The sequence below is a fragment of the Micromonospora sp. B9E7 genome, from assembly GCF_039871815.1.
In the GTDB taxonomy this organism is placed as follows: Bacteria; Actinomycetota; Actinomycetes; order Mycobacteriales; family Micromonosporaceae; genus Micromonospora.
In genome coordinates, this window is sequence record NZ_JBDPLX010000001.1 from 111,728 (window position 1) to 128,806 (window position 17,079).

18 protein-coding genes are annotated in these 17,079 nt (G+C 70.8%); 7 read left to right on the forward strand and 11 right to left on the reverse strand.

Features of this window, described 5'->3' with window-relative positions; genetic code table 11:
- Positions 1–87 precede the first annotated feature (87 nt).
- Positions 88–675: a DJ-1/PfpI family protein gene (locus ABGB10_RS00510; RefSeq protein WP_347658801.1), complete on the reverse strand. Its 588-nt coding sequence runs from the start codon at positions 673–675 to the stop codon at positions 88–90.
- An 18-nt stretch (positions 676–693) separates the two neighbouring features.
- Here ABGB10_RS00510 and ABGB10_RS00515 point away from each other — a divergent pair, with 18 nt between their 5' ends.
- Entirely contained in the window at positions 694–1,515 is an 822-nt protein-coding gene (locus ABGB10_RS00515; protein ID WP_347658802.1) for a helix-turn-helix domain-containing protein, read from the forward strand.
- Positions 1,516–1,705: 190 nt separating this feature from the next.
- On the opposite strand, the gene ABGB10_RS00520 is transcribed toward ABGB10_RS00515, so the two are convergent.
- The 4 genes from ABGB10_RS00520 to ABGB10_RS00535 all read right to left on the reverse strand — a co-directional run bounded on the left by ABGB10_RS00520 (position 1,706) and on the right by ABGB10_RS00535 (position 4,707).
- On the reverse strand, positions 1,706–3,058 hold the full coding sequence (locus ABGB10_RS00520) for a cellulase family glycosylhydrolase (protein ID WP_347658803.1): 1,353 nt from the start codon (positions 3,056–3,058) through the stop codon (positions 1,706–1,708).
- Between the two features lie 98 nt (positions 3,059–3,156).
- Positions 3,157–3,735 (reverse strand): helix-turn-helix domain-containing protein, encoded by a 579-nt coding sequence (locus tag ABGB10_RS00525; protein WP_347658804.1) that lies wholly within the window; start codon positions 3,733–3,735, stop codon positions 3,157–3,159.
- A 5-nt stretch (positions 3,736–3,740) separates the two neighbouring features.
- Positions 3,741–4,301: a carboxymuconolactone decarboxylase family protein gene (locus tag ABGB10_RS00530; RefSeq protein ID WP_347658805.1), complete on the reverse strand. Its 561-nt coding sequence runs from the start codon at positions 4,299–4,301 to the stop codon at positions 3,741–3,743.
- A gap of 34 nt (positions 4,302–4,335) precedes the next feature.
- Entirely contained in the window at positions 4,336–4,707 is a 372-nt protein-coding gene (locus ABGB10_RS00535) for a hypothetical protein (RefSeq protein ID WP_347658806.1), read from the reverse strand.
- Positions 4,708–4,994: 287 nt separating this feature from the next.
- Between ABGB10_RS00535 and ABGB10_RS00540 the strand changes: the two genes are divergently transcribed.
- The gene (locus ABGB10_RS00540; protein WP_347658807.1) at positions 4,995–5,972 is read left to right on the forward strand and encodes an aldo/keto reductase; all 978 of its coding nucleotides are present in this window, start codon (positions 4,995–4,997) and stop codon (positions 5,970–5,972) included.
- Here ABGB10_RS00540 and ABGB10_RS00545 read toward each other — a convergent pair.
- From ABGB10_RS00545 to ABGB10_RS00555, 3 genes are read right to left on the reverse strand one after another with little or no spacing between them, the layout of a single operon-like run.
- The gene (locus tag ABGB10_RS00545; protein WP_347658808.1) at positions 5,966–6,730 is read right to left on the reverse strand and encodes a DUF2071 domain-containing protein; all 765 of its coding nucleotides are present in this window, start codon (positions 6,728–6,730) and stop codon (positions 5,966–5,968) included. The genes ABGB10_RS00540 and ABGB10_RS00545 overlap by 7 nt on opposite strands.
- 37 nt (positions 6,731–6,767) lie before the next feature.
- Positions 6,768–7,925, reverse strand: coding sequence for a winged helix DNA-binding domain-containing protein (locus ABGB10_RS00550; RefSeq protein ID WP_347658809.1), 1,158 nt, complete (start codon positions 7,923–7,925; stop codon positions 6,768–6,770).
- Positions 7,922–9,055, reverse strand: a complete 1,134-nt coding sequence (locus ABGB10_RS00555; RefSeq protein ID WP_347658810.1) for an epoxide hydrolase — start codon at positions 9,053–9,055, stop codon at positions 7,922–7,924. The genes ABGB10_RS00550 and ABGB10_RS00555 overlap by 4 nt, the downstream gene beginning before the upstream one ends.
- 62 nt (positions 9,056–9,117) lie before the next feature.
- Here ABGB10_RS00555 and ABGB10_RS00560 point away from each other — a divergent pair, with 62 nt between their 5' ends.
- The 4 genes from ABGB10_RS00560 to ABGB10_RS00575 all read left to right on the forward strand — a co-directional run bounded on the left by ABGB10_RS00560 (position 9,118) and on the right by ABGB10_RS00575 (position 12,685).
- Entirely contained in the window at positions 9,118–10,086 is a 969-nt protein-coding gene (locus ABGB10_RS00560; RefSeq protein ID WP_347658811.1) for a YafY family protein, read from the forward strand.
- Positions 10,087–10,181: 95 nt separating this feature from the next.
- Positions 10,182–11,105 carry a sigma-70 family RNA polymerase sigma factor gene (locus ABGB10_RS00565; protein ID WP_347658812.1) on the forward strand — a complete coding sequence of 308 codons (924 nt, stop codon included), beginning with the start codon at positions 10,182–10,184 and terminating at the stop codon, positions 11,103–11,105.
- A gap of 112 nt (positions 11,106–11,217) precedes the next feature.
- Entirely contained in the window at positions 11,218–12,102 is an 885-nt protein-coding gene (locus ABGB10_RS00570; protein WP_347658813.1) for an alpha/beta hydrolase, read from the forward strand.
- 121 nt (positions 12,103–12,223) lie between these two features.
- Positions 12,224–12,685, forward strand: a complete 462-nt coding sequence (locus tag ABGB10_RS00575) for a DUF5709 domain-containing protein (RefSeq protein WP_347658814.1) — start codon at positions 12,224–12,226, stop codon at positions 12,683–12,685.
- A 54-nt stretch (positions 12,686–12,739) separates the two neighbouring features.
- Here ABGB10_RS00575 and ABGB10_RS00580 read toward each other — a convergent pair whose 3' ends face one another.
- From ABGB10_RS00580 to ABGB10_RS00590, 3 genes are all read right to left on the reverse strand, one after another.
- On the reverse strand, positions 12,740–14,320 hold the full coding sequence (locus ABGB10_RS00580; RefSeq protein ID WP_347658815.1) for a DHA2 family efflux MFS transporter permease subunit: 1,581 nt from the start codon (positions 14,318–14,320) through the stop codon (positions 12,740–12,742).
- Positions 14,321–14,718: 398 nt separating this feature from the next.
- Entirely contained in the window at positions 14,719–15,858 is a 1,140-nt protein-coding gene (locus tag ABGB10_RS00585) for a DUF222 domain-containing protein (protein WP_347659224.1), read from the reverse strand.
- Positions 15,827–16,402: a DinB family protein gene (locus ABGB10_RS00590; protein WP_347658816.1), complete on the reverse strand. Its 576-nt coding sequence runs from the start codon at positions 16,400–16,402 to the stop codon at positions 15,827–15,829. Before ABGB10_RS00590 ends, ABGB10_RS00585 begins: the two co-directional genes overlap by 32 nt.
- A gap of 137 nt (positions 16,403–16,539) precedes the next feature.
- Here ABGB10_RS00590 and ABGB10_RS00595 point away from each other — a divergent pair, with 137 nt between their 5' ends.
- A complete protein-coding gene (locus ABGB10_RS00595; protein WP_347658817.1) occupies positions 16,540–17,034 on the forward strand; it encodes a GNAT family N-acetyltransferase in 495 nt (164 codons plus the stop codon).
- Positions 17,035–17,079: the final 45 nt, after the last annotated feature.

The following is a 17,079-nucleotide window of genomic DNA, read 5'->3' on the forward strand; positions in this document are numbered from 1 at the left end:
TCTCGACTGTCCGACGAGCGTTCCCAGGGATGGTGCCGGGGGTGTTTCCGGCGCGTTAAGGTGACGCGCCCGTTCTGGCCGGGCTGCTCAGCGCCGCACAGCCCGGTACTCGATGCTCGCGGCGACCCGGTTGGCGGTGCCGGCGCCGAGTTCCCGTTCCGTGAGCCACAGCCCCAGATCGAGCCCCGCCGACAGCGCGCCGGCGGTGACCCGGTCACCGTCGTCGACCACCCGCTGGTCGAGAACGCTCACGTCGTAGGCGCGCAACTCGTCGTACGCGTTGCGGTTGGTGGTCGCCCGCCGGCCGGTCAGCAGTCCGGCGGACGCGAGCAACAGCGCACCGGTGCACACCGACGCCATCCAACGCGCCGATGGTGCCAGCGCGGCCAGCCTCGCCGGAAGCACACCGCGCTGCGCCTGCGCCCAGGCACCCTCGGGGGCCTGGTTAAGCCATCCGCCACCCGGGACGATCACGCCGTCGGCCTGATCCAGCATCTCGGGGACCTGGAGTTGGACACCACGCATGCTGGTGACCAGGCCCGGCCGTTCGACGGCGACCAGCGCCACGTCGAAGCCGGCCATCGACAACACCTCGAACGGGCCGAAGACGTCCAGTTCGTCGAAGCCGTCGAACACCACGATCTCGATTCGCAGGTCTTCGGCCACGAGGGCCACGGCCGGTACGCGATGACGGTGTGCGCACTGGACGGTGGTTCGGTCTCCACCACCACCGCTGGTCTGGAGCTGACCGTCGCCGCGACGCTCGACGCGCTCGACGATGCCGACACGGTGATCGTGCCGGGATTCCGCCGTGGCCGGGCACCGCCGCGTGCTCTCCAGGCGCTGCGGCGGGCACACCGTCGTGGCATCCGCATCGCGTCGATCTGCACCGGCGCCTTCGCGCTGGCCCAGGCCGGTCTGCTCGACGGCCGCCGCGCGACGACCCACTGGGCGCACGCCGACGCGCTCGCTGATGAGCATCCAGGGGTGTTCGTGGACGCGAGTGCGCTGTACATCGACGAAGGCCAGGTCATCACCAGCGCCGGACTCGCCGCCGGTCTCGACATGTGCCTCTACCTCGTCGGCCGCGACCACGGGCAGGCCGCCGCCATCCAACGGGCCCGCCACATGGTCGCACCACTGCACCGAGCTGGCGGTCAGGCACAGTTCATCCCGGTTGCCGTCCCGGGTGAGGATGACGAGTTGAGCGGAGTCATCGCCTGGGCGAGCAGCAACCTGCACCGCCCGATCACCGTCGCGGATCTTGCCTTTCAGGGTGTGATGTCGAGCCGTACGCTGCACCGCACCTTTCAGAGTCGGTTCCGGATGAGCCCGCGAGCCTGGCTGATCCAGCAACGGCTGCGCGCCGCCTGCACCCTGCTCGAAGAGGGCGGGATCACCATCGACGAAGTCGCCCGCCGAACCGGGCTGGGCACGGCCACCAACCTGCGTACGCATTTCCAGCGGGCCTTCGCCACCACCCCCACCGCGTACCGGCGGGCTTTCACACCCTGACGCCTGGGGTCGGACCCGGCCGAGAGCGGTATACCGCCGAGGCGACCGCCCCGCCGCGGCCGAGCGACGTGGTCGGCGCGGGGTCGGCGCGGGGTCGGCGCGGGGTCGGCGCGGGGTCGGCGATGTCGGGGTATCCCGTCGGCCCGGATACCCCCACATCCGCGCTCCGGCCATCATGGAGCGGCCCGGGTCACCTCATGTTCGCCACCACGAACGGCGCGTGGCCGTGCAGGTAGTTGTTCCACCCGCCGGTCACCGGCGCTCCCGGGCTGAGCAGGTTGGTGGTGTCGGTGCCGACGTCGAGCTTCCAGGCCGTCCAGGAGATGCCGTTCTGCTTCATCCAGTCGATCCAGGACTGCGCCTCCGGCAGGCACGCCCGGCCGTCGAGGCCGCCATCGGCGTTACTGGCACCCCACTCGGTGACGAACAGCGCCAGACCCGCGCGGATCGCCGCGTCGCCCTTGGCGCGCAGCGACGCCCCGTGGGTGCAGGAGTAGAAGTGCAGCGTGTACATCAGGTTGGTGCCGGTGACCGGGCTGGCCGCCGCGACGTCCACGTCCTGTGACCAGGTCGGGGTGCCGAGCACGACGATGTTGTCCGCGTCGGCGGCGCGGATCGCGGCTACCACCGCCTGGTGGTACGGCTTGATGACGTTGGTCCAGCTCACCTGCAACGGCTCGTTGTAGGGCTCCCAGATGACGTTGGGCAGGTGACCGTAGCGGCGGGCCAGGTCGCCGAAGAACGCCACCGCCTGGGACTGGTTGTTCTGCGCCTCGTGGGCGTGCCAGTCGACGATCACGTACACGCCGGCGGTGACCGCGTTGTTGATGATGGTCTCCACCTGCGTACGTGCCTTGTTCGGGTCACTGAGGTACGCGCCCGCCGGCTCGACGCCCATGGCCGCGCGGATCACCTGGAGGTTCCAGTTGTCCCGCATCCAGGTCAACGCGGAGAGGTTCTCGGCGTACGGGGCGGTCTCCCAGTTGAGCCACATGCTGCTGATGCCCCGCAGTTGCACCCGCGCGCCGGACTTGTCGCACATCGTGGTGCCGCAGACCCGCAGTTGCCCGTGCCGCTCCACCGGCGTGCCGGTGGTCGGCGGCGGAGTGGTGGGTGGCGGGGTGGTGGGCGGCGGAGTGGTCGGGGGCGGACCGCCGGCGCAGGACGCGCCGTTCACGGTGCAGTTCACCGGCGTGCCGGTGCCGTTGACGAGGAACCCGAACGACGTCGACGCACCGGCGGCGAGGGTGCCGTTCCAGGACACGTTGATGAAGGTGTAGTGGCTGCCGGAGGTCGTCTGCTGCGCGTTCCACGACTGACTGACGGTCGAGGAGGACGGCAGGTCGAACTCGACCCGCCAACTGGTGATCGGTGTGGAGGTGTCGTTGGTGACGGTGACCTGGCCCTGGTAGCCGCTGCCCCAGTTGTTCGTCACGGAGAACACGGCGGTCGCCGCGCTGGCCGGAGCGGCGGCGGCCAGGGCCACCCCACCGGCGAGCAGGCCGGCGACGGCCAGAGTCGTGACAAGTCTCGGTGTGCGCATGCTGAACCCGCTTCGGATCGACGGTGGTGGTCTGAGGCGGGGCGGCGCCTGGGCGCAGGATATCGATCAATAACTATGTGAGCAAGGTGGGGTCGCCGTCAGGGGCGCAGCGCGTTGAGCACCAGGTCGGCGTACCGACGCCACACCGCCGGGTCGCGCTCGTCGAGCACGATGAGCTGCCGGACCGCCCCGCAGAGGACCACCCGAATGTCCAGCTCCCCGGCGTCCGGCCGGATCTTGCCGGACGATCGGGCCGCCGCCACCAACTGCCCGATCAGGCCCAGGATGCGCGCGGCGGGCACCAGCCTGCCCTCGAAGAACGCGTCGGCGAGGACCCGGTCGCGCGCGAGGCGTCCGAACAGGTCGGGCACGAAGGAACACCACTCCCGGTACGCGTCGGCGCCGTCGAGCGCCGCGCGGGTGCGCTGCTCCAGCTCCTGAAACTGCCGCTGGACGACCGCGACGATCAGGTCCTCCTTGCTGGGGTAGCTGCGGTACACCGTCGCGCGACCCACCCCGGCCCGCTCCGCGACCTGCGGCACCGTCACCTGGAGACCCTGCTCGGCGAAGAGCTCCCGTGCCGCCGCGATGACCCGCTCCTGATTACGACGAGCGTCGACACGCCGATGGGGAGCATCCGGGTCGCTCGACGTCGGATCGGAGTCGGACTCTGCCATGGATCTCAGTCTGCCCGGCCGGCGTCGCCGGAGACCACCCGCTCGTCGCTGTACACCTTGGTGAGTTCGACGTCGAGCACGGTGCAGATCCGACTGAACGACCAGTAGTAGCCCACCACCTGAAGCACCTCCACGATCTCGCGTTCGCTCAGGACGTGCCGCACCTGGTCGAACAGTTCGTCGGAGATGCGTGGAGATCGCACCACCTCGGCGGTGAACCGGATGAGAGCCCGGTCGGACGGCGACAGCTCCGGGTTGTCGAGGTCCCGAGCGCTGATGATCTCGATGACGCGCTGATCGAGGCCGGCCTCCAGGGCCATCGGCCTGTGCTGGGCGGCTTCGAACTCGCACTCCGCGTACTCGGCAACGGTCAGGACGACCAGCTCCCGCGAGCGGGCCGGCAGCTCCAGTGAGGTGAACTGCGCCCTCGCGAGGTCGACGAACAGTTTCACCGTACCGACCGAGTGGGCCAGCATCTTGACCATCGGATCCGGCGGCAGGGTCGACAGCAACTCCCGGACGTCCTCCGGGAAGGCGTTCGGGTCGGGGTCGGCGAGACGGGGCATGGCTCTCTCCTTCGATGTCGTTCGTCGGGGTCGTTCAGGCGACGTCGTCGGCGGGGAGGTCGAACCCCGTCTCGCTGAGGTGGCGGAAGCGGCCGTCCTCGGCGTACGTCCCGAAGATCGCGATCTCCCGCCTGGCGGTGGAACCGTCGGCCATGGTGACCTCGAAGACGTGCCGTTCGGCGTAGAGGCTGCCGTCGCGCAGCTCGTCGAGGACGGTCACGGTGCCGTCGACGATCTGGGCGCGCACACGTGTCACCATCTCGGCGAATTCGGCCCGATCGAGGGTTTTCCCGTCGCTACGGTGGGTGTAGTCGGGGGCGTAGAACAAGTCCAGCGCCTCGGTCAGGTCGCGCGTCGGCTCGAAGGCCACCGCGCGGAGAGCATCGCTGATCCGCACCTGGGTCATGGTTGGAGGGCTCCTCGGATGTCACTGCCAGTCAAATCCGGACTCGCGAGTCCGGTTGACCCCACCGTACCGGACTCCTGAGTCCGGTACCGGTGAGGGTGGTCACTGAGCAGTTTTGGACAGGCGCGCCGCCCGACCCGGCAATAGCGTGACGTGCGTGTTCACCGCGATCACGCACTCCCAGATCTACTGAAGCCCGGAATCACAGGACGGTGCCGTACGACGGCTCGCCCACTCAACCGCCACCGCCGGTGCGGGTCGGCCGGTCCGGTCGTAGCGTGGGGCGCATGCGAACCACCACGCTGGGCAGCACCGGACCCGAGGTCGGCGTCATCGGCCTCGGCTGCATGGGCATGAGCCACGGCTACGACATCACCGGCCCTCGCGACGACGACATGTCGATCTCCGTCATCCGACGGGCACTGGACCTGGGCGCGACGCTGATCGACACGTCGGACGTGTACGGGCCGTACACCAACGAGGAACTGGTCGGGCGGGCGCTGGCCGGCGGTCACCGGGAGCGGGCCGCACTGGCCACGAAGGTCGGCCTGGTGGCCACCTCCCCCACCGGTGGCCCCGGCAACTCACCGAAGATCGGCAACAACGGCCGCCCGGAGCACATCCGCGCGGCGATCGACGAGAGTCTGCGGCGGCTCGGCACCGACCACGTCGACCTCTACCAGCTGCACCGGGTCGACCCGGAGGTGCCCATCGAGGAGTCCTGGGGTGCGATGGCCGAGGTCGTGGCGGCGGGCAAGGCCCGGCAGATCGGGCTGTCCGAGGTGACCGTCGCGCAGATCGTGCGGGCCCAGGCGGTGCACCCGGTGGCGTCGGTGCAGTCCGAGCTGTCACTGTGGACCCGCGACCCGTTGACCGAGGTGTTGCCGTACTGCGCCGAGCAGGGCATCGCCTTCCTGCCGTTCTCCCCGCTCGGTCGCGGTTTCCTCGCCGGCCGGTTCACCTCGTTCGACGACCTGCCCGCCGACGACTTCCGGCGCGGCCTGCCGCGCTTCCAGCAGGACGCGCTACGCGCCAACCTCGCCATCGTCGCCCGGGTCCGGGAGATCGCCGACCGGGCCGGCTTCAGCCCCGCGCAGGTCGCCCTGGCGTGGGTGCTCGCCCAGGGTGACCAGGTCGTCCCGATCCCCGGCACCAAGACCCCGAAGTACCTGGTGGACAACTGCGCTGCCGCTGACGTGCGGCTCAGCGCCGAGGACCTGGCCGACCTGGACGCGCTGCCCGCACCCGAGGGTGGCCGCTACTGAGGCTCCGGCGGCCCGGCACGGCGCGGCCGGGCCGCCACCGGCCGACCGAACCTGACCCCGACACCCGGCGAGTAGAGCGCGCTCACCGGTGGCCCGACCGGTGCCGGCAGCCCGGCGGCGGCGACCAACTCGTCATCCAGGTGCAGCACCTCGGCCCGGTGCAGCGGCCAGCTCGGATGCCAGTTCGGCAGGTGCAGCGTGCGCCCGTACGCCCGGGTGTGCAGCCCCCAGCGGGCGGTGACGAAGTGTTCGAGCGGGGTCGGCTCGACGAGCCGCTCCCCCACCCGCACCGCCATCCGGCTCGTCGTACCCGCCGGCCCCGGCCAGCGCCGCCGGCAGCGGTAGGTGCGACGGTCGCCGTCGCGATCCACCCGCATCGACGACCAGAGGTACGGCAGGCGCAGCGTCACCCTCGCCACCAGCACCGGCAGCAGGCGGGAGGCGTCGAGCGACCGGAACACGACCGCTCGTCGGCCGGCGTCGTCGACCGAGTAGAGCCGGACGTTGGTTTCCCAGAAGGTGCCGAAGTACGGCACCCCCGGGCCACGGCCGAAGCCCAGCCCGACCATCCGGAAACCGATCAGGCCCACGTAGCTGACCCCCTGCACCGTGTCCGGACGGGTGCCGGCGGGCAGCAGCGGCGCGACCACCTCCGGAGCGACGGCCCAGTGCAGGAAGGTGAGGTCCTCCCAGCGCTGGCGCAGGAGCGCCCAGGGGAACGTCTGCCGGGGTTCGTGGTCGACGGGTTCGGGGTGCACGCCCTCATCCTGGCCCAGGAAGTGGGCCGACGTGGTCTCAGGCGTGCGGACCGACGCTGACGGTGCCGATGGTCAGCGACGCCCTGCCCTCCAGGATCTCGCCGACCCGTTCGACCTCCTCGCCCAACGCCCGCTGCCGGGCGGCGCTCAGCGTCCGCAGCGGCTCGACGGTGACGTGGATCGCGCGGCCCGAGCGGCGTTGGTGCCACACACCGGCGACCACCCCGTCCACCAGCAGCACCGGATAGTTGCCGGCCTGGCCACCGGCGAGCGCCCGCTCGGCGGCGGCACCGGGGAAGAGCCGCTCGCGGGGGTGGCAGCCGACCGCGTACGCGTCGAAGTACGGCAGCAGCCGCAACCCGGACGGCCGGTCGTCGGGGAACTCGGCGTCGTCGGAGGCCACCCAGGCCCGGCTGCCCTCCACCGTCACCTCGGTCAGGTCCAGCGAGTCGAACAGCGACGTCGCCCATGCCGGGGGCACCGCCAACCACCGGGCGAACTGCGTCGGAGTGGCCGGCCCGTACCCGTGCAGGTAGCTGCGGACGAGGGCGTCCTGGGCGGCGGGACCGGGCATCGGCGTGAAGTCGGGCAGCCACCGGGTCGGGCTGGTGTACGTGCTGGCCCGACCGCGATTCGGCCCGAAGCAGATCACTCCGCCCCGGGAGGCGGCGGTCATCGCGGCCATCCACCGGGGCCATTTGTCCTGGAACGCCTCCATGACCAGGTCGCCCGCCCACGGGCCGGTGCGGGCGACGACCTCCTCGGTCAGCTCGGCGGTCGTCAGGTCGGCCTCGGCGACCGCTTCGGCGATGGCCGCGAGAACCTGCTCGGTCTGCCGGGGCGTCAGCAGGACCGCGCTCCGCTCCGATGACGGCGCAGGCAACGCGGTCAGTGCGCCGACCCACATCGGCAGGTCCGCTGCGGCGAGCAGGTGCACCGTCCCACGTGGCCCACGGGTCTTCACCAGGGTGCGTTCCGTCCACAGTGCTCGGCGCACCAGGTCGCGGGTCGCTCCCGGCACCCGCAGCCCGATGGACAGCTCGGCGGCCGACGCGATCTGGGCGTGCGCGCCGCAGATCGCCGACGCCACGTCGGCGACGCGCCCGGCATCCGGTGCCGCGCCCGCCGCCGACGGGGAGAGCCGGTGCCGGGCAAGCCGTCTGGCGGACACCTGAGCCCAGCTCAACTCGGTCATCGCAGGTCCCTGAAGAACGCGCGGATGTCCGCCGCGTGCGCCAGCGGCTCGTCCATCGCCACGAAGTGGCTGCCCGGGTTGCCCTGCGGCCAGTGGACGATGGTGTTGTCCCGCTCGGCGAGGCGGCGCATCAGCGCGGACCCGCCGCCGTACACACCGGACGGCACCCGCCGCTGGCCCATGGGCCAGGCGAAACCGCCGTCGTCGGCGATGGTGAGTCGCTCGTACATGGGCCACGACGACGTTCCCGACGTGCCGGTGAACCAGTAGAGGCTCACATTGGTGAGCAGGTGGTCCCGGTCGATGGCCTGCTCCGGCGTCGGCACCGTCATGGTGAACTCCTTGAACTTCTGCATCATCCAGGCCAGCAACCCGACCGGCGAGTCGTTCCAGGCGTACGAGAAGGTCTGCGGCGCTGCCCGCAGCAGCGCGTGATGGTCGACGCCACCGCTCATCCACTGCTGCATCTGCTCCCACTCGACGCGTTCCGCCGCGCTCATGTCCGGCACGTCGGAGGCGGTCGGAAAGCCGAACCCGCCGTCGATGTGCACGCCCACCACCTGCTCCGGCGCCACCGCGGCCACTCGTGGCGCGACGTACGCACCGAGGTCGCCGCCCTGGGTGCCGTAACGGTGGTAGCCGAGGCGGGCCATCAGCTCGACCCACATCCGGGCGAGCCGGTCGATCGTGAACCCGGTCGGTGGCGCCTGCGAGAAACCGTAGCCGGGCACCGACGGCACCACCACGTGAAAGGCCTGCGCGGGATCCTCGCCGTACGCGCGGGGGTCGGTCAGCGGGCCGATCAGCTCGGTGAACTCGACCACGGAGTTCGGCCAGCCGTGCGTCAGCAGCAACGGCAGCGCGGCCGGCTCCGGCGAGCGGACGTGCAGCAGGTGCACGTCCAAGCCGTCGATCTCGGTGACGAGCTGGGGGAAGTCGTTCAGACACGCCTCGTGGGCCCGCCAGTCGTAACCATTCGCCCAGTACTCGGTCAACTCGCGCAGGTACTCCACCGGCACCCCACGGCTCCAGTCGGTGCCGGGCAACGAGCGGGGCCACCGGGTGCGGGAGAGGCGGTCACGCAGGTCGTCGAGGTCCGCCTGCGGGATGTCGATGCGAAATGGCGTCATACCGGGAACGCTACGACCCATATAGGACAGGTCCTGGCACACATCGCTGGCATTCTGGAGCCATGTCCGACACCCCCGCCCGACTGCTGCGCCTGCTGTCGCTGTTGCAGACGCCCCGCGAGTGGCCCGGCAGCGAGTTGGCCAACCGGCTCGGCGTCAGCCTGCGCACCATCCGCCGCGACGTGGAGCGGTTGCGCGACCTCGGCTACCCGGTGCAGGCGACGATGGGCGCGATCGGCGGATACCGTCTGGTCGCCGGCAAGGCGATGCCGCCGCTGCTGCTCGACGACGACGAGGCGGTGGCGATCGCTGTCGGTCTGCGCACCGCCGCCGGTCACGCGGTGGCCGGCATCGAGGAGGCCTCGGTACGGGCGCTGGCGAAGCTCGAACAGGTGCTGCCATCCCGGTTGCGGCACCGCGTCAGCGCGCTGGGGGCGGCCACCGAACCGTTGCTCACCTGGGACCAACCGACGGTCGACCCGGAGCACCTGAGCGCGCTGGCCGCCGCTGTCAACAATCGTGAGCAGCTGCGGTTCACCTACCGCCGTCGCGACGGCGTGGACACCGAACGGCTCGTCGAGCCGTACAAGCTGGTGTCGGCGGGTCGGCGCTGGTATCTGGTGGGCTACGACAACGGCCGCGACGACTGGCGGATCTTCCGGGTCGACCGGATCACCGACCTGCGGCTGACCCGGACCCGGGTCGCCGCCCGGCAACTGCCGGCGTCCGACGCCGCCTCGTTCATGACGGAGAAGCTGCTTGAGCTGACGCCCGTCTACCGGGCGGTGGTGACGCTGCACGCGCCGATCGAGCGGATGGCGGGCCCGCTCGGTGGCGCCGGCGTCGATCTGGAGCCGATCGACGCGACCTCGTGCCGGTTACGCAGCAACGCCGACACTCTGGAGTGGCTGGCGTGGCGTCTGCTGACCCTCGGTTGCGACGTCGAGGTGCACGAGCCTCCGGAGTTGATCGCGCACCTGCGGCAGATCGGCACCCGGGCGACCCGCGCCGCCAGCCCGTCCGCAGCGTAGGACGGCCGACCAGCCCGGGGCATCGGCGCGCCGGCCCGCCGTACGCTTGATGGAGCAGAAGCGTTTAGAACAGGCGTTTCGGGGAGGAACTGGGCGTGACGCAGAGCGACGGGGAGCTGGTCGTGCTCGCGCAGGCGGGAGACGCGGCTGCACTCGGTGCGCTGCTGGCCCGGCACGAGGCCGGGATGCGGGCCGTCGCGGTGAGCATCCTCGGTTACGGGCCGGACGCCGAGGACGCGGTGCAGGACGCGATGGTGGTGGCGTTGCGTCGCATCGGCGAGCTCCGCGACCCGAGCGCCGTCGGCCCCTGGTTGCGGGCCGTCGTCCGCAACAACAGCCGGATGGCGTTGCGCGTGCCCAGAGCCGTCCCGGTCGCCGATCCGGAGTGGTTCGCCCGCCCCGCCGACACACCCACGCCGGAGGAAGCCCTGGAGCAGGGCGCGATGCGCGACTGGGTGTGGCACGCCATCGGGCAGTTGTCCGAGCCTGACCGGTTGGTCACCCTGCTGCGGTACTTCAGCGACGCGTCGTCGTACGAGCAGATCGCGGCCGTCTGTGGCATTCCGGTCGGCACTGTCCGCAGCCGCCTCAGCCACGCCCGCCGTGCGCTCGCCGGCGGCCTGCGGACGGCGGCGAACGCGGCGCACACGGACGTCGCCGCCTGGAACGACTCGCGGTGGCGGGAGGGCCGCGACATGATCAGCACGGCGATGGGCGGCGACTTCGAGCGGGTGGTCCGCGAGAGCTGGTGGCCGGACGCTGAGATGATCGTGCCAGGTGGCCTGCGCGGCGGCCGTGACCTGGCCGTCGAAGGCATGAACTGCGACCTGACGGCCGGGGTACGTCAGCGGCTGCGCAACGTCGTGGCCAGCGGCGACGTGCTGATCTGGGAGACCGACCTGATCAGCCCACCCGACGACCCGGAGCACTGTCCGCCTGCGGCGTTGTGGTTGCAGGTGCTGCGCGAGGGGCGGGTGCGCCAACTCACCCTCTTCCACCCCGTCCCCGCGCTGGTCTGAAGAACTTCTCCGACCGAGCGAACTTTCCCCTCGACCCGCGCATCTGGTCCGCATCATGCACCAGTTGCCGTGTCGGCGGACGCCGCGCGGGTCTCGAATGGGGAGATAGTTCATGGGTTCCACCAGCCACGACGTCAGCGCCCTGGCGCCCGGTGCCCACACGTTCACCGTGGATGGCGTCCGGCAGGTCTACCACGTCGCCGGCACCGGCCCGGTGTGCGTGGCGCACTCCGGCGGCCCCGGCATCGACTGGGCCTACCTGCGGACGCCCAGCCTCGAAGAGCACTTCACCATGGTGTACGTCGAGCCGGTGGGCACCGGCGCGTCGGGACGACTCGACGACGCCGGCGACTACCGTCTCGACACGTATGTCCGGTTCCTGGACGCGGTGGTCGAACACCTCGACGTACCCCGGGTGTACCTCCTCGGGCACTCGCACGGCGGTTTCGTCGTCCAGCGCTACGCCCTCGCCCACCCGGACCGGGTCGCCGGCCTCGCCCTGTACGACACCTCACCCGTCACCGGCGCCGAGTTCTGGGCCGAGGCGATGGCCGGTCTGGCCGCGTACCCGCAGCGGCACCCGGACCGGCCGGAGGCGGCGGCGGTTCCGGCTGCCTTCGGGCGGATCGGCGGCGCGACGGACGACGAGTCGTTGGGTGCCGCCCTGCGCGCCGCACTTCCGGTGTACTTCGCGGACTTCTGGGGTCGACAGGACGAGTTCGCCCCGTTCCAGGCCGCGGTACGGATCTCGGCGGCGCCGGCGGGCGCGCAGGACCCCACGCCCTTCGACGTGCGGGACAACCTAGGTGAGATCACCGTGCCCGTCGTGGTGATCGTCGGGGCGTACGACTTCATCTGCGGCCCGCGCTGGGCCGAGCAGTTGCACGCGGGTCTCAAGGACTCACGGCTGGTCATGCTGGAGCGCAGCGGGCACTTCGCGCACATCGAGCAGCCGGTGGAGTTCACCGACGCCGTGGCGGAGCTGCTGAAGCGCTGATCCACCGCGGCACCCGCCCACCCCGAGGGCCGTCCGTCACACCGGGCAGGCCTCGGGGTGCGGGCGCGTTGCACGGTCATAGGCTGAGCGCCTGCTGCACCCTGACGAAGAGGAGACCGCCGTGAGCCAGACCGAACGGATGGATTCCGTCGACGAGTGGAACGTCGCCGAGGATGACGGGGTCCTGGACGCCTCCGACACCCTGGACGACGACCTGGTCGGCGACCCCCTCGACACCGGCATCGTCGCCGAGGACCACTGGACGGCGGCGAACCGGTTCGGCACCACGCCGGCCGAGGAGCGGGCGGGCGAGTCCTTGGCGCAGCACCTCGCCCAGGAGGTGCCGGACGTCGACCCGTACGCCGAGGACGGCGACGACGAGGACGAGCTGACCCGCCGTGGGTACGAGGCCGAGGCGCGCGCTGGTCGTCTCGTCGCGTACGACGACGGGGTCCGCGAGGACGACGAGGCCGAGTCGGTGGCGTGGGACGCCGGCATCGACGCGGGTGCCGCCAGCGCGGAGGAAGCCGCGATCCACGTGATCGAGGACCCGGACGGGCCCGGCGACGGCCCGTTGCGCTGACGCCGTACCCCCCGCGCTCGGCACCACCCCGGGCGCCGCCCGCGGCGGGGTCGGTCAGTGGATGACGACGGGCGTCTTGACCAACTCGCCCTGCGGGTCGTCGAGCTGCGCCGGCTGACGTCGGCGCGGCAGCAGTGCGGCCGGGATGAACGTGAGCACGACCAGCGCGAACGCGACCCAGAACGTGGTGGCGAACGACTTGGCGGCGAAGTCGAGCCCGCGCTCGATGAGCGACGGGTCCACCGGCATCTGCTGAAGCAGCTCCGGCCGCTGCTGGGAGGCGATGGCCAGCCCGGCCTCGGTGACCGGCTTGCCGCTCTCGTCGACCAGGCCGGGGATCTGCCGGGAGCCGTTCAGCTCGTTGGTGAGGATCACCGACATCACGGCGGCGCCGACCGAGCCGCCGATCTGTTGGAGGATATTGACCAGCGTGGAGCCGCGGGCCACCTCCTGCGCCTGCAACGTCCGCAACGCCGACGTCATGATCGGCATCATCGTGCCGCCCATGCCCAGACCCATCACGAACAGCGACCCACCGAGCAGCCAGTACGAGGTCTGCGGGTCGACCTGGGTGAAGCCGAAGAACCCGACGACGATGAGACCCAGCGCGAACGGGACGGTACGCCCGATCGGCACCCGGTCGGCGAGCGTGCCCGCGATCGGCATGGTGATCATCGCGCCGATGCCCTGCGGGGCCATCAGCAGACCGGCGGCCAGCGTCGACTCACCGCGCACCTGCAGGAAGTAGCTCGGGAACAGCAGACCGGCGCCCATGAACGCGATGATGAACACGAACATCGTCACCGACGCGATGCTCAGGCTGCGGTTGCGGAACAGCCGTAGGTCGAGCAGCGGGTGTCGGGGCTTGAACGAGTAGAGCACGAACGCCACCACCAGCGCGCCGCCGACCAGCATCGGGGCCCAGACCTTCGCCTCGGCGAACGTGCCGGTCTCCGGCAGGGACGAGACGCCGTAGAGGAAGAGGGCGAGACCCGGCGAGAGCATGAGCATGCCGACGAAGTCGAACGACTCGGACGGCTCGGGCGCGTCCTTCGGCAGCGCGAGCTGCGCGTAGATCAGGGCGATCACGCCGATCGGCAGGTTGATCAGGAAGATCCAGTGCCAGCTCGCGGTGTCGATCAACCAGCCGCCGAGGATCGGGCCGCCGATCGGGCCGAGCAGCATCGGGATGCCGAGGACGGCCATCAGTCGGCCGATCCGGTGCGGCCCCGCCGCACGGGTCATGATGGTCATGCCCAGCGGCATGAGCATGCCGCCGCCGAGGCCCTGCAGCACGCGGTAGCCGATCAGCTCGCCGATCGTGTCGGCCATGGCGCAGAGCCCCGACCCGATCGTGAACAGAGCCAACGCCACCATGTAGAGCCGTTTGGTGCCGAACCGGTCCGCCGCCCACCCGCTGAGCGGAATCACGGTGGCCAGGGCGAGGGTGTACGCGGTCATGGTCCACGCGACTCGGGCGTAGGACGCGTCGAACTCGGTCATGAATGTGGGCAGCGCCACGCTGACCACCGTCACGTCGAGGATCGACATGATCGCGCCAAGGACGACGACGCCGGCCACCTTGAGCACCGCGGCGTCGAGTTTGTCCGATGTCGCGACGGATTGCTGTGTCACAAACTCTCCTGAAGTCGATTGAGCCGGCCAATGGTGGGCGGTGGCGGCGATGCCGCGCCGACCAGGCGCGGGGCGCGTCGTACCAGGACGACGACGCGCGCAGGAAGAGTATCGGTCGGATGCGACAGTTCGCCGCCGGATTAACGGTCGCCCGGGCGTCGCATCCGATCGGCCCTGCGACTGTGGCCGGACGTCGGGGTGGCGATCAGCCCGCGAAACCGCGCCCGACCCTGTGCACCAGGCCCTCATTCCGCGCCGGTAGCGGAGCGGGAGTGGGGGCATGCCGGACCCTGGCAGTGCGCCTCTCTTCGCGTCGGTGGCCGCGCGGGATCGGGGCGTGCTGGGCTGGCCACCCGTTCGGCCTGCTGACCGGGGTGCTCGTTGTGTGCTGGTGGTGCTCACGTTCGTCGGTGGTAGTGGTTGCGGCGGGGGATCTGGTCGGGGTCGAGCCAGGCCGGTGGCACGAACTCGGGGTGGCCGTCGCCTGCCAGTCGCACGGCCCAGTCGCTGTGGTGCAGGTGCCGGTGATGGTGGCCGCAGAGCAGCACGGCGTTGTCGAGGCTGGTGTCGCCGCCGTCGGCCCAGTGCTTGATGTGGTGGGCGTCGCACCAGCGCGGTGGTCGGTCGCAGCCCGGGAAGGCGCAGCCCCGGTCCCGCAGCACCAGGGCACGTCGCAGCGGGCCGGTGATGAGGCGGCGTTGTCGGCCGAGGTCGAGTGGTTGGCCGGCTCCGCTGAGGACGGCGGGGAGGATGGCGGCGTCGCAGGCGAGGTGGCGCACGGCCTCGGGGGTGAGGTGCAGGCCCGTGTCGAGGGTGCCGCCGCCCAGTTGCCGGGTCAACCCGTCGTAGCTGGTGGTGACGACGATCTGGGCGAGATCTCCGCCGTGCTCGGGCAACTCGCCGGCGCGTAGGGCGAGGCGGCACACGTCGCCGAGGGCGTCGTGCCGGCGTTGCCCGGGAGAGCGCTGGTCGTCAGGGCCCGAGGGTGCGCCGAGCGGGTCGATGGCGGCACGGAGCAACCCGGCGGTCTCGGTGTCGAGGATGCCGCAGAGTCGCAGGCGACCGTCGGTGAGGGTGGAGAGGGTGAGGTGGCGGTCGCGGGTGGCACGGCGAGCTTCGGCGTCCAGGGCGGCTTTGGCAGCGGCGTCGGCGATGTCGGGTGCGACGTGGTCGAGGATGCGGGTGCTGAGTTTGCGTAGGAGGGTGGGATCGAACTGCCCGGCCCAGTCGGTGAGCACTCCGAGGGCTTTGTCAGCGGCCTCGGGACCGGCGACGGTCTGCACGCTGTCGACCGTGTCGGCGACGACCCGGGCCTGGTCGACGGTGATGTGGCCATCGGCCAGTGCGTGGCGTACCCCAGGGTTGCCGGTGTCCAGGACGGCGGCGAGGTCGACGAGGCGGCGGGCGGCCGGGATGGTGAGGCGTAACCGTTCGCGGAGCCAGACCGCGCGGCGAGCCCGGCCCAGACGGCAAGCCGGCGATCTGGCTGCCCCGACCGGCAGAGAGCTAGTTGCTGCGCTTGCTGGCGTCGACGGCAGCCTGCTCCACTCGCTGGCGGTGGTCCAGCCACCATGACTCGTCCACGGGGGGCAGGTTGTCGTTCATGGGCAGCAGCCCGGCCGTGCCGTCGATGAGTTCGCGCACGATGTCGGCGTGGCCGGCGTGCCGTTGGGTTTCCGCGATGACATGGACCAGGACGTGGTGCAACGTGACCGCCGCATCGCCCCACCACGGCACGCGGCCGACCTCATGCAGCGCAAGGGCTTCGATGGTGGCGTCGGCGTGGGCGATGGCGCGACGGTACAGTGCGACGATCTCCTCGCGGGTCTCATCAGCGCTCGCCCACATGTCGGCATTGGTCTCCGCCCCGTCTCCGAGGTACGGCAACTCCTGCTCGAACGGTCGGCCGAACACGACGCCGAAGTAGAGGATCTCCATGGCCGCCGAGTGCTTCACCAGACCGAGCAGGTTGGTCGCGGTCGGGGTCAACGGACGCCGAATGTCGTATTCGCCGAGCCCGTCGAGCTTCCACAGCAGCGACTCGCGGCCGCCCTTCAAGTAGCTGTGCAGGTCTGCCTTCATCGCGGCACTATGACATCCGGTCGGCGTCGGCGTTGCCCCGGACGATCCGTCGGCGCGAGGTCTTGCTCGTCCAGGCCTCGTCCTGCCGATCATGGTCAGGGCGCCAGGGTGGCTGTGTCGACCTTAGGATCGGGATGATGCAGGACACTCAGCTAACGGTTCGGCCAGCGAATTCGGCGGATGTCCCTTCATTGGTGGAGTTGCGTCTGGCCAACGCCGAGGCGCACCTCGCTCTTGACGCCGACACCTACCGCGTTCCCCGGCGCGAGGCGGTGGTTCGCCACTTCGTGGCCATGCTGACCGACGAGGCGGGTCGAGATGGTGTTCTCGTCGCTGAGGCTGATGACGGCCGGGTGCTCGGGATGATCGAGGTGTTACTGCACTCCGATCCGCCGGAGCATCAGATCCTGCGTCCTGGGCCTTCGGCGCAGGTGCACACAGTGGTAGCGCCCGACGCCAGGGGACTTGGGGTGGGATCAGCGTTGTTGCGGGCGGCCGCACGGTGGGCAACCGGCCGGGGGATCTTGTACCTGTCGGCCGGCATCCACCACCGCAACGTCGATGCGGTGCGCTTCTACGGTCGGCACGGCTACACCAACGCCGGCCTCTCCCTCGGCAGGAGGCTGGATTAGCGCCTGCGGTGCCGGTCATCGGAGCCAGACGATGGCGGCGATGAG